Genomic DNA, 15,605 nt, shown 5'->3' with positions numbered 1-15,605 from the left:
ATAGTGCTGACTAAATACCAGTCATTACCGTTTTTTATTAAATTATAGTCATAGGCTCCTGCAACAATACGTCCATATTGCGTGAAAACACCATTTGAGTTTCCTTTGACCGTTATTATTTCAATTCCATTTAGTGTCTGGGAGCCGGTACCACCAAGGTTGTTAACAATAACATTAGTATCCCCCTCACTATCACCATTAATCACCAGTTTATCGGTAAGCGAGCTATCATCAGATAGTTTTGAGTTAAAAATGATTACGCCGCCATCACCTTTGTAATTATTGTTAATGGTTAGTATTGTACCGACTGTACTTGCGTTTGAAAGATTAACTACGCCGGAATTTATCAAGGAGTTTAAATCTGAGTCCCCGAAGACTTTCCACTCTGAAGACGAATCAATGTTAAGGCTGTTAACATTATTCATTGAACCATAAATATATGATTTATTGAACAATAAAACATCAATCGCTGCATTTCCTGCTGCGGTTATATTACCTGTAGCTACGCTTCCATTAAAGTCCATATCAACAACAGAATTATCACTGGTAGTGAGTAATATATCATTACCGCTGTCAACTTTAGAATTATATACATGTATATGTGCAGTAGCGTCAGCACCTACCGCTATTGCGGGGCCATTTTCGGTCGCGATAGATGAATTGTTTAGTGTAACCTCATTATCGGCATAGGTACCATCATAACCCTTAGTCAGATAGAGGCCGATAGTGTTATTTTTAGTATTAATAGAACTACCATTTTCAAGTTGAACAATTCCACCTTTTGTGACAATACCATAATTGCCAGAAGAGATGATTTTAGAGTTATCAAATTGGGTATAACCACCAACAAGATAAGCCCCATTTCCTTGGGAAGTTATAGTGCTGTTTTTAACTATTGTTTTGGTATCACCGGTGCTCTCTGTAGGAGAAGCATTCACTAATATCCCATGGGCCTGCGAACCATTTCCTGTAACTTCAACATTAATGGTTGTATTATCAATTAAATACAAACCGGCACCTCCGGGATTAAAGACCCCCCATGTATCTTTGACAGATATATTATCATTAATTATCATTTGGGCTTGTGTGGTTGCAGGGCCAAATACAGCACTAGAAACAACCAGGGCAATTAATTTTTTTTTGCTATTCAATTTTTCCTCACTTCACCATTACTATTGATAAACACTATTTCAATGAGACTAAACACATCACAATTACATGAAACATATTGGGGACAAATTTAATTATTATTTAACCCAGCCATTACTGTAGGGCAACCACATGAAATTATTGATAGTATTTTAACATGCAGTTAGCATGAAATTTGTATGATAAAATTAAGGTGATTCCGAAAAATATATAGCTAGTCAGCCTCAGTGCCGCTGCCCTGATTCCACTATTGCACTGATTATCTCGAGCTTCGCCGAGCCATTGCGGCAATATTCGCGTAGTACAACTCTATTGCTCCAATAAATAGTCCGCGGCAGGGTTTGATGAATAAAATCAGCCCTGGAATACAACCCATTTAACGCAACAAGCACGTCAAATGCCTGAGGCCATCACGGTCTGATTGCTTATACATTTTTTCTTTAGGTTTCAGGTTTTTGAGCTTTGTATCGGTAAGCATTGACGGTATCCAGTTTCAATAAATACCGTCATGGGTGATAGATTATGACGGTAATTCGTTTAATACGTCATTTATACCGTCAAAAAAATGAGGTTTCCTGATGCGGTTAACAAAGGTTCACGAGAGGTGCTGGCGCTGTAATCCGCGCCAGCTCTGGTTTTAGATGAGGTTAACGAAGGCTATCAGGAGCATGTATTCAACTAGTGCTTCACAATATACATTGTACGGCTATAGGCCACATCTTCAGGGTTGGTAATGGGATACCCTTTCAGCCATGGTTTAATTAAACGCCCGTTGGTGTACTGATAAATAGGCGCAATGGGAGCCTGTTCCATCAGGATTTTTTCTGCGGCGTTATAATCCGCATTACGTGCTTTTTCCGTGTTTTCCATCGTGGCCTGGGTCAACACTTTATCGTATGCAGGATTATTAAACCGGGAAATATTCCCGGAATGAGTCGATGTTAATAACGACAGGAACGTTGATGGTTCATTGTAATCACCTACCCAGGAGGCGCGGATCACATCGAAATTACCGGTATTACGGCTGTCGATATAGGTTTTCCATTCCTGGTTTTGCAACTTCACATCAACACCGAGATTTTTCTTCCACATAGAAGCAACGGCGATGGCGATCTTCTGATGGTTTTCCGAAGTATTGTACAGCAGCGTCAGTTTAAGCGGTTTCTGCGGCCCATAGCCCGCTGCACGTAACAACGTTTTCGCCTGAGCATTCAGCTCTTCCTGACTCATTTGCTCAAATGGAGAAGGCTCAGGTACAAAGCCTGCAGTGACATCCGGCGTGAAATGCCAGGCTGGTTTTTCCCCGGTACCTAAGACTTTTTCCGCCATCAGACGGCGATCGATAGTCATACTGAGCGCCAGGCGCACTCGCGAATCTGCCGTCGGCCCTTTCTGCGTATTAAACGCATAATAATAAGTACCGAGCTGAGGTGGGGTGTAAACCTGCCCCGGAATATCCTTCAACAGTTTCTGATACATGTTTTTCGGAAAGGATTCCGTAATATCAATATCACCGGCGAGATAACGCTTTGTTGCCGCAGATTCCTGATTAATTGGCAGGAACGTCACTTTTTGCAATACGGTTTTGGCGTTGTCCCAATAGTGTGTATTCGGCACAACCACCAGTTTTTCGTTAACGACACGATCCTGCAATACATAGGCCCCGTTGCCGATCAAATTACCCGGTTTTGTCCACTCTTTACCGCTTTCAACATTGGTTTTTTGTACCGGGTAAAACGCAAAGTTCGCCGTCAGATTGGCAAACCAGGGCAGTGGTTTATCCAGTTGAACTTTTAATGTCCTGGCATCTACCGCGCTAACTCCCAGTTTATCGGGTGTGGCTTTGCCGTCGATAATCGCCTGTGCATTATTGATACCAGCCAAAGCTGCAAACCATGCAAACGGGGAAAGTGTTTTTGGATCAACCAGTCGCTGCCAGCTATAGACAAAATCCTGTGCCGTTACCGGCGTACCGTCGGCCCATTTCGCGTTATCGCGTAGCGTAAATGTCCAGATGCGGTTATCGTTACTCTTCCACTGCGTGGCTACACCGGGAATGATTTCACCTTTATCATTCTGGTTGACCAACCCTTCAAATAAATCGCGGATAACCTGAATTTCAGGCAGTCCTACAGCTTTCGCCGGATCCAGCGACGCAGGCTCATCCTTTATATGACGCACCAGTTCTTGTTTTTCTGCCAGTACCGTTCCGCTGGGAACATCCGCAGCATGCGATAAAGAAATGCTGCTAACCAACAGCGCACAACAGGTTACTGAAACAGAATGCCTCATAAAATACCCTCAGATCCGGCCATTAAGTGAATGTGTAATTATTTGTATCGCCAGCAGGAAATGCAATTAACTTCCGACAAGAAAGTGATATTACACCTGAAAAGATAAGTGTGTGAAAACGATTTGATTATCCAGACATTTTGCACAACACTGCGAGTAACAATTCATGCTTTCAGAGAAGATTATGACCGTTACCCGTCCTCGTGCCGAGCGCGGCGCATTTCCACCGGGAACCGAACATTACGGACGTTCACTGCTGGGCGCACCGTTAATCTGGTTTCCCGCCCCCGCGGCCGATCGCGAGAGTGGTCTGATTCTGGCGGGAACTCACGGTGATGAAAACTCTTCAGTGGTTACCCTTTCCTGCGCGTTGCGTACGCTTAACCCTTCGCTGCGCCGCCATCATATTGTGCTGGCGGTTAACCCTGACGGTTGCCAGCTTGGATTGCGCGCGAATGCTAATGGTGTGGATCTCAATCGTAATTTTCCGGCGGCAAACTGGAAAGCGGGAGAAACAGTATATCGCTGGAACAGTAGTGCAGAAGAACGCGATGTGGTGTTGTTAACCGGTGAACATCCGGGGTCTGAACCAGAAACTCAGGCACTGTGTCAGCTTATTCACCGCATTCATCCCGCCTGGGTGGTTTCTTTTCACGATCCGCTGGCCTGTATTGAAGATCCCAGACACAGCGAATTAGGCGAGTGGCTGGCGCAGACGTTTGAATTACCCCTGGTCACCAGCGTAGGTTATGAAACGCCCGGTTCTTTCGGCAGCTGGTGCGCCGATCTGAACTTACACTGCATTACCGCTGAGTTTCCGCCCATCTCTTCAGATGAGGCCAGCGAAAAATATCTGCTGGCGATGTCTAATCTGCTGCGTTGGCATCCTAGAGATGGAGCAGCCCGGTCGTAAAATGCAGGGCTGGCTCTGCGTCATCGGCCAGCCAGGTTGGGCCATCCAGATCTGCAAAGCTGACCTGCGGTGTTAGCGGCAATGCGGCATTAATGGCCCGGGAAGTACACAGCATGCATCCCAGCATCAGAGCAAATCCCTGTTCGCGCGCTTCGGCCGCCAGCGCCAGCGCTTCCGTCAGGCCGCCCGTTTTGTCCAGTTTGATATTCACCATTTCATAACGCCCGTGCAATGCTTTCAGGCTACTGCGGGTGTGACAGCTTTCATCTGCACAGATGGGCAACGGATGGATAAAATTCTCCAGAGCGGCATCATCCTGAGCAGGTAACGGCTGTTCCAGCATTGCGACGCCTAAATCTGCCAGCAATTGACAACGTGCTGCGAGCCCTTCGGCACGCCAGGATTCGTTGGCATCGACAATCAGCGTGGCGTCTGGAACTGCCGCACGGATAGCGACCATCCGCTCGCTGATTAGGCGGGCATCCAGTTTAACTTTCAGTAATTTCGCGCCATTCTCCCACAGAGCTGCTGCGCTTGCCGCCATCTGCTCTGGGGTACCGATCACCACGGTCTGGGCCGTCGTCACAACTGCATCCAGCTCAGTGCCAATAAATTCAGCCAGCGTTTGTCGCTGTTGCCGGGCACTCAAGTCCCATAAAGCACAGTCAATCGCATTACGCGCAGCCCCTGCAGGCAACAGTTTCTGTAAATCTTCGCGGGTCAGCCCGCTTTCCAGTTGCCGGGCAATACTCATAATTTGTGCCAGTACCGAAGCATCACTTTCGCCATAACGGGGATAAGGCGTACATTCCCCGATGCCTTTTACGCCATTTTCTTCCAGCTCAACCACCACGACGTGTGCTTCTGTTCTGCTGCCTCGGGCAATCACAAAGGGAGTGTGTAGCGGCCAGGCTTCCTCATATACCTTAACTGATCTCATTTATTTTCCTTATGTAATCCCGGAAGCGGATATCCGCAAATAGCGTTTGCCGTGTTAACTGTTGATGGCATAAACTAGCCACGACGTTAACTATATGTAAACAGGAAGATAACCATGTCACAAACCGTTCATTTCCAGGGCAACCCGGTTTCAGTCGCCGGCTCCATTCCTCAGGCTGGTAGCAAAGCTCAGGCTTTTACTCTTGTGGCTAAAGACCTGTCTGACGTTACGCTGGCCCAGTTCGCAGGCAAGCGCAAAGTGCTGAATATTTTCCCAAGCATCGATACCGGCGTTTGCGCGGCATCGGTACGTAAGTTTAACCAACTGGCGACAGAAATCGACAATACCGTCGTGCTGTGCATTTCAGCCGACCTGCCATTTGCCCACTCTCGTTTCTGCGGCGCGGAAGGTCTGAGCAACGTTATCACGCTGTCAACTCTGCGCAATGCTGAATTCCTGAAAAACTATGGTGTTGAAATCTCCGAAGGCCCGTTGAAAGGCCTGGCCGCACGTGCCGTGGTAGTTATTGATGAAAATGACAACATTATTTTCAGCCAACTGGTCAACGAAATTACCAACGAGCCAGACTACACTGCCGCACTGGACGTACTGAAAGCCTAAGTTCTTATGAAGACACAACGTCTTCGCTGGCATAAAGCCAGTCAGTTGAAAAACTGGCTGGCTTTTTGTTTATAGCCCCCAGGTATTGCCGGAAGCTACAGACAAAAAAATCCGGAAACGAATGAACATTTCCGGATTCTTATACAACCATCTGTTCGGCCAACCGCCTGGCAGTCACCAACGATGATGTTGTTTTTTATATCTGCTGATTATTCAGCATCTGGTTCTTCGGTTTTGTACTTCGCCGCAGTCTCTTTGATAAGAGTCTGCAACTCACCGCGCTGGTACATCTCGATTAAAATGTCGCAACCGCCAACCAGTTCACCATCAACCCACAGCTGCGGGAAGGTTGGCCAGTTTGCGTATTTCGGCAACTCGGCGCGAATATCCGGATTTTGCAGAATATCGACATAAGCAAAGCGTTCACCACAGGCTGACAGCGCCTGCACGGCCTGTGCGGAGAAACCGCAGCTTGGCAGTTTTGGAGAACCTTTCATGTACAGGAGAATCGGGTTTTCAGCGATCTGGCGCTGGATTTTTTCGATAGTGGTGCTCATTATCTTGCTTCCTTAAACTTCTTTTACGGCAGTAGTCTGACATTGTAGCGGGTCAGGCTGGCAACGGAAAATAACATTTTCATTACGCCTTATTATTTTATCCCCTGTCGCTAAAAGTTGCATTCACAATCTCACTTATCCCCTTAAAGGGTGTGGATTTGATTATCTGTTCACCAGTTTTATCTTTATTTGCTGTTTTTTTTTGCGGTCGGTAACGAAACATAGTTTTAAACGAAAAAAGCTATTAAGCTTCCCGTTTCTATAGATTAGAATCATCAAGTTTTGTAAATCACACGCAGGCACGATAGACCTGCCTTACCAGAGGACTGCTCAGTGGCGCGGATAAACCGAATCTCGATCACGCTCTGTGCTTTACTTTTTACCACACTGCCTTTTACGCCCATGGCCCATGCTTCCAAGCAAGCCAGGACGACGCCTACTGTTTCGCACACCATCAAAACGGTAGATAAAAAGAAAAGCTCAACAGCCAGTCAAAAAACAACCAAAACCACTCAGAAGACGGCTAAAAAATCCACCAGCAAAACCAGCAGTAAAACCGCCTCAGTAAAAAAACGCACAACCACTCCAGCAAAATCGACTAAAACAGCAAACCGTCGGGGGAAAGCAGCCACAGCGCAAACCGCCGCCGTCACCTGGACTGAAAAATGCACCCCGCGTAAAGGTCATAAACCGCGCTGTGTGAAAGTGAAGTCGACAACCCCTGTAACGCTTGCTGAGACACATAAAGTTAAAGTGCAAAAAGCGACCAAAACCGCCATGTCCACCCTGATGAACCAAATCGGTAAACCTTACCGTTGGGGTGGCACATCACCAAGGACCGGTTTTGATTGCAGCGGTCTGGTGTATTACGCGTATAAAGATTTGGTGAAGTTTCGCATTCCGCGCACCGCCAATGAAATGTACCACCTGCGGGACGCAGCACCTATCGAACGTGGCGAACTGAAAAACGGCGATCTGGTCTTCTTCCGGACACAGGGCCGGGGTACCGCCGATCACGTCGGTGTCTACGTTGGCAACGGCAAATTTATCCAGTCGCCTCGTAGCGGTCAGGAAATTCAAATCACCTCGCTGAGCGAAGATTACTGGCAGCGCCACTATGTCGGCGCTCGACGCGTAATGACGCCTAAAACAATTCGCTAAAAACTTACCCTACAGCGTGTGCTGTAGGGTAAGTTCTTCTTTTGCATAACCTTTCAATTTGCTACCCTATCCTTACGCACAATGAGGTTATTGTGTGTACTCAATATAAATAATAAGGAGAGAAGCAATGTCGTTTGAATTACCTGCATTACCGTATGCCAAAGATGCTCTGGCACCGCACATTTCTGCTGAAACGCTGGAATACCACTATGGCAAACACCATCAAACCTACGTGACCAATCTGAACAATCTGATTAAAGGCACAGCGTTTGAAGGCAAGTCACTGGAAGAGATCGTACGTAGCTCTGAAGGCGGTGTATTTAATAACGCAGCTCAGGTATGGAACCACACGTTCTACTGGAACTGCTTGGCACCAAACGCTGGTGGCGAACCGACCGGAAAACTGGCCGAGGCCATTACTGCATCCTTTGGCAGCTTCGCAGACTTCAAAGCGCAATTCACCGATGCCGCAATTAAGAACTTCGGTTCCGGCTGGACCTGGCTGGTAAAAGGGACGGATGGCAAACTGGCTATCGTTTCCACCTCTAACGCAGGTACACCACTGACCACCGATGCGACACCTCTGATGACCGTTGACGTCTGGGAACACGCCTACTACATCGACTATCGCAATGCACGTCCTGGCTACCTGGAGCATTTCTGGGCGCTGGTAAACTGGGAGTTTGTTGCGAAAAACTTCGCAGCATAAAATGACAACGCAGAAGGGATCCCCTTCTGCGTTTTAGTGTTAATTTACAGTCGGGCACGCTTCCTGAGGCTGCTTTTTCGCTGAGATGAAGACCAGCAGCAAAGCCAGCCCCGCCACAATCGCCCCCATCACCGGCACAAAGCTATAACCTAACCCACCGGATATCACTGCGCCACCAGCCGCAGCCCCGAGGGCATTGCCCAGATTAAATGCCCCAATATTAACCGATGAAGATAATCCTGGCGCTTCGCTGGCAACGCGCATCACGCGCATCTGCAAAGGCGGGACTACCGCAAACGTCGCCGCGCCCCAGACCACCATACTGATAGCCGCTCCCAGCTCATTACGCGCCAGAAATGGAATTGCCAGCATAATGACCATCAGCAGTAATAAAAAGCCTTTCAGCGTGCCGTTGACCGACTTGTCTGCCAGCCGACCACCAAGATAATTACCTATAGAGAAACCAACACCAATTAACACCAACATCCCGGTGACAAATGCTGGTGTGGCATGGGTAATACTGTGCAGCACGGGTGAGATATAGGTATAAAGCGTAAACATCGCACCTGCCCCCAATACGGTGGTCAGTAGCGCCGAGACAACCTGCGGACGCATCAGCACCGCAAGTTCTTTACGCACTTCAGGACGCTCTCCTGCCCCGCCTTTAGGTAACGAGAAGAACAGACTGATCATCGCAATCACGCCCAGACCCGCAGTTGCCAAAAAGGACATTCGCCAGCCGATGGTCTCGCCCAGCCAGGTTGCCGCAGGGACACCGCCAATATTGGCGATCGTTAGGCCCATAAACATGGTAGCAACCGCGCTGGCCTGCTTGTGTTTTGGCACCACGCTCGCCGCCACAACAGAACCAAGGCCAAAAAAAGCGCCGTGATTAAGACTGGTCAAAATACGTGACAGCATGAGAGTCGTGTAATCCGGTGCAATTGCCGAAAGCACATTACCCAGTGTAAATATCACCATCAGAAAAATAAGCGCATTACGGCGCGCACGATGAGAAAGCAACAATGTCATCAGCGGAGCACCCACCATCACGCCAACCGCATATGCGCTGATTAACATTCCGGCAGCAGGAATCGATACATCCACCCCCCGGGCAATGACGGGTAATAATCCCATAGGAGAAAATTCGGTCGTGCCAATACCGAACGCACCAATCGCCAGTGCCAGTAACGGATAATTTATTTTCATACTTCGACTCCATAACGTCGAGCCGTGGCACGACACGTAATAAGAGTCAAAAGCATGACATTGATCGCAAAAATAATAAAGTTAACAAATTTGCAAAAGACTTTTGCAAATTCGCAAATAATAGAACGGGAAAAACGTGCTGAAGGGATGAGGGAGATTGCTCTCCCTCGGAGTAAATCAATGCAGTGCTGCGGTCAAACCACTTGCTACAATCAGGCCCAGAACAATAATGGTGGTGACTAACGAAAATTTCAGATCGGTGCTCATCAAGTTTTCTCCTTTTTATTCCCACACAAAAAGTGATATTGCGCATTTTTGCATACTTGAACGCAAAAATCTCTCACGATTTATATTGATAAATGCTTTTAACTCTTCCCCTTTTCGTTAAGATCAGACAAAATTCCACGCTTACTTGATTAGCGTACCGGCCATTGACCCCTTCCTGACGTTCCGTGTCGTTTTCCCGGCGTGCCGCAACCCTGACGTTGCGTTAAGGGTGTGTAAAGGCAAACGTTTACCTGGAGTATTCTCAGGAGCTTAGGATATGGTCTGGAGTGAGATGTAATGGCAACAATTAAAGATGTAGCGAAGCGAGCAAACGTTTCCACTACAACCGTATCACATGTAATTAACAAGACGCGCTTTGTCGCGGAAGAAACGCGTAATGCTGTCTGGGCAGCCATTAAAGAGTTGCACTACTCTCCCAGCGCAGTTGCGCGCAGCCTGAAGGTAAATCACACCAAGTCGATCGGCTTGTTGGCGACCAGCAGCGAAGCCGCCTATTTCGCGGAAATTATCGAAGCCGTTGAGAAAAATTGTTTCCAGAAAGGCTACACGCTGATTCTGGGTAACGCATGGAATAGCCTCGAAAAGCAGCAGGCATATCTCTCAATGATGGCGCAAAAGCGCGTCGATGGCTTACTGGTAATGTGCTCTGAGTATCCGGAATCACTGCTTTCCATGCTCGAAGAGTATCGCCATATTCCGATGGTCGTCATGGACTGGGGCGAAGCGAAAGCCGACTTTACCGACACGGTCATTGATAACGCTTTCGAAGGCGGTTATATGGCGGGTCGATATCTGGTAGAACGCGGCCACCGCGAGATTGGCGTGATCCCAGGCCCTATGGAGCGCAACACCGGCGCCGGACGCCTGGCAGGATTTATGAAAGCGATGGAAGAAGCGCTGATTAAAGTACCTGAAAACTGGATCGTACAGGGCGATTTTGAACCAGAATCCGGATATCGCGCCATGCAGCAAATCCTCTCCCAGTCGCATCGTCCGACTGCCGTCTTCTGCGGTGGCGATATTATGGCGATGGGTGCTCTTTGCGCCGCTGACGAGATGGGTTTGCGTGTACCGCAGGATGTGTCGTTGATCGGTTATGACAACGTGCGCAACGCCCGCTTCTTCACGCCAGCGTTGACCACGATTCACCAGCCGAAAGATTCGTTAGGTGAGACTGCCTTCAATATGCTGTTAGACCGTATCGTAAACAAGCGCGAAGAGTCGCAATCTATTGAGGTCCACCCTCGACTGGTGGAGCGTCGCTCCGTTGCCGACGGCCCATTCCGCGATTACCGTCGTTAAACCTGTTATACGGGAGCCTGTTCCGGCTCCCGTAGCCACTCTTTATTCAGCGTTTCGCTATCTCCCAGGTAGTCTAGCAACCAGAGCAGTGCTGGCGACGTATCATTTTGCTGCCAGGTCAGACAACATGCGGCATCAGGAAAAGGGTTTTCCAGCTGCAAAGCAACCCACTTACCGCTATCGATCCACGGTTTAGCAAAATGTGTTGGCACCATGCCCACACATAGCCCAGCCGATAAACAGGTAGCAGAGGATTCCCAGTCCGGTACCACGACACGTTTTTGGTTATCCAGCAGCCATGTGATTCGTTTCGGTAGCGTGCGCGAAGTATCTTCACGAACCAACGACGGCCAGTTGCGCAACGTGTCATCGCTTAATGGCCCGGGAATCGAAGCCAGCGGGTGATGGCTCGCCACCACGCAACTCCAGCTCAGCATTCCCATATCACGAAACGTGTAACGTCCCCCCACCGGAATCGCCTGCGTTGCACCGATCGCCAGTTCGACGCGACCATCCGATAGCGCATCCCAGACACCGTTAAACACTTCCTGAAAAACCAGCAGTTCCACATCATCGAAGTGACGATAGAAATCCACAATCATCTGCCGGGTGCGTTCCGGTCGCACAATATTATCGACTGCAATCGCGAGCTGCCCTCGCCAGCCGTTGGCGATTTGCTGACATTGCTGGCGAGTGATCTGCATTTTTTTGATAACAGACCGACCTTCTTTTAAAAACCACGCCCCTGCGGGTGTTAGTTCCACATCCCGATGACGTCGCTCGAAAAGCGGAACTGCAAGCCACTCCTCCAGTTGACGAACTGTGTAGCTTACCGCCGAAGGTACACGGTGCAACTCCTGCGCAGCCGAACTAAAGCTGCCGTTACGCGCAACCGCATCAACGACTTCAAGTGAATATTCCGACCACATAGTCTGCCTACAAAAATTTTGAAATCAGTAAACAAATATTAGCGTTTCACAGCGAGAATTTCACTCACTACACTCTGCGACACTGTTTTACTGCTTAAAAAGAGAAATGATGATGCAACCTGGAAAAGGGTTTTTAGTCTGGCTGGCCGGTCTTAGCGTGCTCGGCTTTCTGGCAACGGATATGTATTTGCCCGCCTTTGCTGCTATTCAGTCCGATCTGCAAACCCCTGCGTCTGCCGTCAGCGCCAGCCTTAGTTTGTTCTTAGCCGGTTTTGCCGTTGCGCAGCTTCTGTGGGGGCCACTCTCCGACCGCTATGGTCGTAAGCCAATTTTATTGCTGGGATTATCCATCTTCGCCCTGGGTAGTCTGGGGATGCTATGGGTTGAAAACGCCACCGGCTTGCTGGTGCTGCGCTTCGTCCAGGCCGTCGGCGTTTGTGCCGCATCAGTAATCTGGCAGGCGCTGGTTACCGATTACTATCCCTCGCAAAAAGTTAACCGTATCTTTGCCACCATTATGCCGCTGGTCGGCTTATCACCTGCCCTCGCGCCCTTATTAGGTAGCTGGATCCTGGTACATTTTTCCTGGCAGGCCATTTTTGCCACCCTGTTTGCGATTACCTTGATCCTGATGTTGCCTGCCCTGCGGTTAAAACCGACAGCAAAAGCGCGTGACGATAGTCAGGACGCGTTGACGTTCGCGACGCTACTGCGTTCTAAAACATACCGTGGAAATGTACTGATTTATGCGGCATGTTCTGCGAGCTTTTTCGCATGGCTGACCGGCTCACCGTTTATCCTGAGCGAGATGGGCTATAGCCCGGCAGTAATTGGACTGAGCTATGTTCCACAAACTATCGCCTTCCTGATCGGCGGGTACGGTTGCCGCGCCGCACTGCAAAAATGGCAGGGTAGCCAGTTGCTGCCATGGCTACTGATCCTGTATGCAATCAGCGTTATTGCCACATGGGCAACCGGTTTTATTCACCACGTTGCACTGGCCGAAATCTTGATCCCATTCTGCGTCATGGCGATAGCGAACGGCGCGATCTATCCGATTGTCGTCGCTCAGGCACTACGTCCTTTCCCGCAGGCAACAGGACGCGCAGCGGCGATGCAGAACACGCTACAACTGGGTTTATGCTTCCTGGCAAGCCTTGTGGTGTCGTGGTTAATCAGTACTCCGTTGCTCACAACCACCAGCGTAATGCTGTCAACGGTGTTCCTGGCTGCGCTTGGATATAAAATGCAGTCGCAAAAAGAGAATGATTCCCTGGCGAATGAGGGCTCTCAGATTGCACATGGTGAGTCACATTAATAACCGTCATAACTTAATTAGCTGGCTAACAATTTTCGGTTGAATCACCAAATATTCAGGCCTATACTGATTTCCAGTTGTTAAAATTACGATAATTATTCTGTGTTAACGGGAACAAGGTTGTTCCCGTTTTTCCACGGATGGTCTTTTCGGCAAGGGGTTCTCCCTTCCTCTGTTCTACGTCGGATAATAGATTACGGATTAATTCCGTGAAATTTCTCACAAGACCAAAAAAGCGTCTACGCTGTTTTAAGGTTCTGATCACCGACCAGTGATGGAGAAGCTATGAGTTCATCGTGTATAGAAGACGTCAGCGTACCGGATGATAACTGGTACCGAATCACCAATGAATTACTAAGCCGTGCGGGTATTACGATTAATGGTGCTGCGCCAGCGGATATTCGCGTTAAAAACCCCGTTTTTTTCAAACGTGTCCTGCAGGAAGGGTCGCTGGGTTTAGGTGAAAGCTATATGGATGGTTGGTGGGAATGCGATCGTCTGGATATGTTTTTTACCAAAGTCTTACGCGCAGATCTGGAAAGCCAACTCCCCCGCCATTTCAAAGATACTCTCCGTATCGCAACGGCGCGTCTGTTTAATCTACAGACTAAAAAGCGCGCGTGGGTTGTCGGCAAAGAGCACTACGATCTTGGCAACGATCTCTTTACCCGCATGCTCGACCCCTATATGCAGTATTCCTGCGCCTACTGGAAAGATGCCGACACCCTGGAAGCTGCCCAGCAGGCGAAGCTCAGAATGATTGGCGAGAAACTGCAGTTGAAGCCAGGAATGCGCGTGCTCGATATTGGTTGCGGCTGGGGAGGCCTGTCCCAGTTTATGGCAGCACAATACGGCGTGAGTGTGGTGGGCGTGACGATTTCAGCGGAACAACAGAAACTGGCGCAGGCGCGCTGTGAAGGGTTGGACGTTACTATTTTACTCCAGGACTACCGCGACCTGAACGACCGCTTTGACCGCATTGTCTCCGTCGGTATGTTTGAGCATGTGGGGCCAAAAAACTACAACACCTACTTTGACGTGGTTGATCGCAATTTAAAGCCAGATGGTCTGTTTTTGCTGCACAGTATCGGTTCTAAGAAAACTGACAATAACGTTGACCCATGGATTAACAAATACATCTTCCCGAACGGTTGTTTACCATCGGTACGCCAGATTGCCAACGCCAGCGAGTCACATTTTGTGATGGAGGACTGGCACAATTTTGGTGCGGATTACGATACCACGTTGATGGCCTGGCATGAGCGTTTCATGGAGAGTTGGCCGGAGATTGCCGATAATTATACTGAGCGTTTTAAACGCATGTTCAGTTATTACCTCAACGCCTGTGCCGGTGCATTTCGCGCACGTGATATTCAGCTTTGGCAGGTGGTTTTCTCTCGCGGTGTGGAACACGGCCTGCGCGTTCCCCGCTAGTTCTTTCGGCCCCCGTTCGCGACGGGGGCTTTTCATCATGACTCAGGCCCCAGCCTCACCGGTGATGTTGCTGATCGCACCTTCTCGCGCGGCCAGTACGCGCTCAACGGTATCAACAACAGCCTGTGTTTGTGGGTCGATTTCAATGTTGACCCGCGCACCAAGCTTTTTCTTGCCAAGCGTAGTACGCTCCAGCGTTTCCGGGATCAGATGCACGCAGAAGCGCGTCGGCGTCACTTCGCCTACCGTCAGGCTGATGCCATCAATACCGATAAATCCTTTATACAGGATGTATTTCATCAGCGACGTATCCTGGACCTTGAACCATATCTGCCGATTATTCTCGGAGGTCAGAATTTTCGACACCTCCGCGGTGGTCATAATATGACCCGACATCAAATGTCCGCCAATTTCATCGCCGAATTTTGCTGCACGTTCTACGTTTACCAGGTCACCTACCCGCAGATCGCCAAGGTTGGTAATACGTAGTGTTTCTTTCATCAGGTCAAAGCTGATGCGGTTGCCATTAATTTCAGTCACTGTCAGACAGCAACCGTTATGTGCCACCGATGCGCCGGTCTCCAGCGCCTCCAGCATGTATTCAGGTAACTCCACTACATGCGTGCGAAAATTTGGTTTCTCATCAATAGACACCAGTTTTGCGGTGCCCTGCACAATACCCGTAAACATACCTGTAACTCCTGAACTCAATTAAGACATCTCTGCTGAGCACAATAGCAGGTGAAAAAACAGGTTGCCAGCAATGCACCGCCCCCACCTGTT

15 protein-coding genes are annotated in these 15,605 nt (G+C 48.9%); 7 read left to right on the top strand and 8 right to left on the bottom strand.

Going from position 1 to position 15,605, the window contains the following annotated elements; all coding sequences use genetic code 11:
* Both AACS05_RS10495 and mppA read right to left on the bottom strand, forming a co-directional pair.
* Positions 1-1,151 (bottom strand): autotransporter outer membrane beta-barrel domain-containing protein (locus tag AACS05_RS10495; RefSeq protein ID WP_045442463.1); only part of this gene is annotated, 1,151 nt, incomplete at its 3' end.
* Positions 1,152-1,827: 676 nt separating this feature from the next.
* On the bottom strand, positions 1,828-3,441 hold the full coding sequence (mppA, locus tag AACS05_RS10490) for a murein tripeptide ABC transporter substrate-binding protein MppA (RefSeq protein ID WP_045442453.1): 1,614 nt from the start codon (positions 3,439-3,441) through the stop codon (positions 1,828-1,830).
* 184 nt (positions 3,442-3,625) lie between these two features.
* Here mppA and mpaA point away from each other — a divergent pair, with 184 nt between their 5' ends.
* Positions 3,626-4,354, top strand: coding sequence for a murein tripeptide amidase MpaA (mpaA, locus tag AACS05_RS10485; protein ID WP_045442451.1), 729 nt, complete (start codon positions 3,626-3,628; stop codon positions 4,352-4,354).
* On the opposite strand, the gene ycjG is transcribed toward mpaA, so the two are convergent.
* Positions 4,329-5,294 carry an L-Ala-D/L-Glu epimerase gene (gene ycjG / locus AACS05_RS10480; protein WP_045442448.1) on the bottom strand — a complete coding sequence of 322 codons (966 nt, stop codon included), beginning with the start codon at positions 5,292-5,294 and terminating at the stop codon, positions 4,329-4,331. The genes mpaA and ycjG overlap by 26 nt on opposite strands.
* 114 nt (positions 5,295-5,408) lie before the next feature.
* On the opposite strand from ycjG, the gene tpx reads away from it, so the two are divergent.
* Positions 5,409-5,915 (top strand): thiol peroxidase, encoded by a 507-nt coding sequence (gene tpx, locus AACS05_RS10475; protein ID WP_045442444.1) that lies wholly within the window; start codon positions 5,409-5,411, stop codon positions 5,913-5,915.
* Between the two features lie 209 nt (positions 5,916-6,124).
* On the opposite strand, the gene grxD is transcribed toward tpx, so the two are convergent.
* A complete protein-coding gene (grxD, locus tag AACS05_RS10470) occupies positions 6,125-6,472 on the bottom strand; it encodes a monothiol glutaredoxin 4 (RefSeq protein ID WP_045442441.1) in 348 nt (115 codons plus the stop codon).
* Between the two features lie 333 nt (positions 6,473-6,805).
* Here grxD and AACS05_RS10465 point away from each other — a divergent pair, with 333 nt between their 5' ends.
* Both AACS05_RS10465 and sodB read left to right on the top strand, forming a co-directional pair.
* Positions 6,806-7,633, top strand: coding sequence for a C40 family peptidase (locus AACS05_RS10465; protein ID WP_045442439.1), 828 nt, complete (start codon positions 6,806-6,808; stop codon positions 7,631-7,633).
* 127 nt (positions 7,634-7,760) lie between these two features.
* Positions 7,761-8,342 (top strand): superoxide dismutase [Fe], encoded by a 582-nt coding sequence (gene sodB / locus AACS05_RS10460; protein ID WP_005127188.1) that lies wholly within the window; start codon positions 7,761-7,763, stop codon positions 8,340-8,342.
* Positions 8,343-8,381: 39 nt separating this feature from the next.
* Here the strand turns inward: sodB and AACS05_RS10455 are convergent, their stop codons facing one another.
* On the bottom strand, positions 8,382-9,551 hold the full coding sequence (locus AACS05_RS10455) for an MFS transporter (protein WP_045442435.1): 1,170 nt from the start codon (positions 9,549-9,551) through the stop codon (positions 8,382-8,384).
* Between the two features lie 177 nt (positions 9,552-9,728).
* The gene (cydH, locus tag AACS05_RS10450; RefSeq protein WP_072036634.1) at positions 9,729-9,818 is read right to left on the bottom strand and encodes a cytochrome bd-I accessory subunit CydH; all 90 of its coding nucleotides are present in this window, start codon (positions 9,816-9,818) and stop codon (positions 9,729-9,731) included.
* 297 nt (positions 9,819-10,115) lie between these two features.
* On the opposite strand from cydH, the gene purR reads away from it, so the two are divergent.
* Positions 10,116-11,141 carry an HTH-type transcriptional repressor PurR gene (gene purR, locus AACS05_RS10445; RefSeq protein WP_003832757.1) on the top strand — a complete coding sequence of 342 codons (1,026 nt, stop codon included), beginning with the start codon at positions 10,116-10,118 and terminating at the stop codon, positions 11,139-11,141.
* Between the two features lie 5 nt (positions 11,142-11,146).
* On the opposite strand, the gene punR is transcribed toward purR, so the two are convergent.
* On the bottom strand, positions 11,147-12,070 hold the full coding sequence (gene punR, locus AACS05_RS10440; protein ID WP_045442431.1) for a DNA-binding transcriptional activator PunR: 924 nt from the start codon (positions 12,068-12,070) through the stop codon (positions 11,147-11,149).
* A 112-nt stretch (positions 12,071-12,182) separates the two neighbouring features.
* Between punR and punC the strand changes: the two genes are divergently transcribed.
* Together punC and cfa are read left to right on the top strand one after the other, a co-directional pair.
* Positions 12,183-13,388 carry a purine nucleoside transporter PunC gene (gene punC, locus AACS05_RS10435; protein ID WP_045442429.1) on the top strand — a complete coding sequence of 402 codons (1,206 nt, stop codon included), beginning with the start codon at positions 12,183-12,185 and terminating at the stop codon, positions 13,386-13,388.
* 285 nt (positions 13,389-13,673) lie between these two features.
* Entirely contained in the window at positions 13,674-14,822 is a 1,149-nt protein-coding gene (gene cfa / locus AACS05_RS10430) for a cyclopropane fatty acyl phospholipid synthase (protein ID WP_045442427.1), read from the top strand.
* Positions 14,823-14,864: 42 nt separating this feature from the next.
* On the opposite strand, the gene AACS05_RS10425 is transcribed toward cfa, so the two are convergent.
* Positions 14,865-15,512, bottom strand: coding sequence for a riboflavin synthase (locus tag AACS05_RS10425; RefSeq protein WP_045442425.1), 648 nt, complete (start codon positions 15,510-15,512; stop codon positions 14,865-14,867).
* Between the last annotated feature and the right edge of the window lie 93 nt (positions 15,513-15,605).

Source organism: Citrobacter sp. S-77 (assembly GCF_963864895.1).
In the GTDB taxonomy this organism is placed as follows: Bacteria; Pseudomonadota; Gammaproteobacteria; order Enterobacterales; family Enterobacteriaceae; genus Citrobacter; species Citrobacter murliniae.
This window is presented reverse-complemented; position numbering and strand designations above follow the sequence as displayed.

Coding starts and splice junctions, on each gene's coding strand:
- mppA (WP_045442453.1), bottom strand. CDS start 3,441: ATGAGGCATTCTGTTTCAGTAACCTGTTGTGCGCTGTTGGTTAGCAGC.
- punR (WP_045442431.1), bottom strand. CDS start 12,070: ATGTGGTCGGAATATTCACTTGAAGTCGTTGATGCGGTTGCGCGTAAC.
- AACS05_RS10455 (WP_045442435.1), bottom strand. CDS start 9,551: ATGAAAATAAATTATCCGTTACTGGCACTGGCGATTGGTGCGTTCGGT.
- AACS05_RS10425 (WP_045442425.1), bottom strand. CDS start 15,512: ATGTTTACGGGTATTGTGCAGGGCACCGCAAAACTGGTGTCTATTGAT.
- sodB (WP_005127188.1), top strand. CDS start 7,761: ATGTCGTTTGAATTACCTGCATTACCGTATGCCAAAGATGCTCTGGCA.
- cfa (WP_045442427.1), top strand. CDS start 13,674: ATGAGTTCATCGTGTATAGAAGACGTCAGCGTACCGGATGATAACTGG.
- grxD (WP_045442441.1), bottom strand. CDS start 6,472: ATGAGCACCACTATCGAAAAAATCCAGCGCCAGATCGCTGAAAACCCG.
- purR (WP_003832757.1), top strand. CDS start 10,116: ATGGCAACAATTAAAGATGTAGCGAAGCGAGCAAACGTTTCCACTACA.
- ycjG (WP_045442448.1), bottom strand. CDS start 5,294: ATGAGATCAGTTAAGGTATATGAGGAAGCCTGGCCGCTACACACTCCC.
- cydH (WP_072036634.1), bottom strand. CDS start 9,818: ATGAGCACCGATCTGAAATTTTCGTTAGTCACCACCATTATTGTTCTG.
- punC (WP_045442429.1), top strand. CDS start 12,183: ATGCAACCTGGAAAAGGGTTTTTAGTCTGGCTGGCCGGTCTTAGCGTG.
- mpaA (WP_045442451.1), top strand. CDS start 3,626: ATGACCGTTACCCGTCCTCGTGCCGAGCGCGGCGCATTTCCACCGGGA.
- tpx (WP_045442444.1), top strand. CDS start 5,409: ATGTCACAAACCGTTCATTTCCAGGGCAACCCGGTTTCAGTCGCCGGC.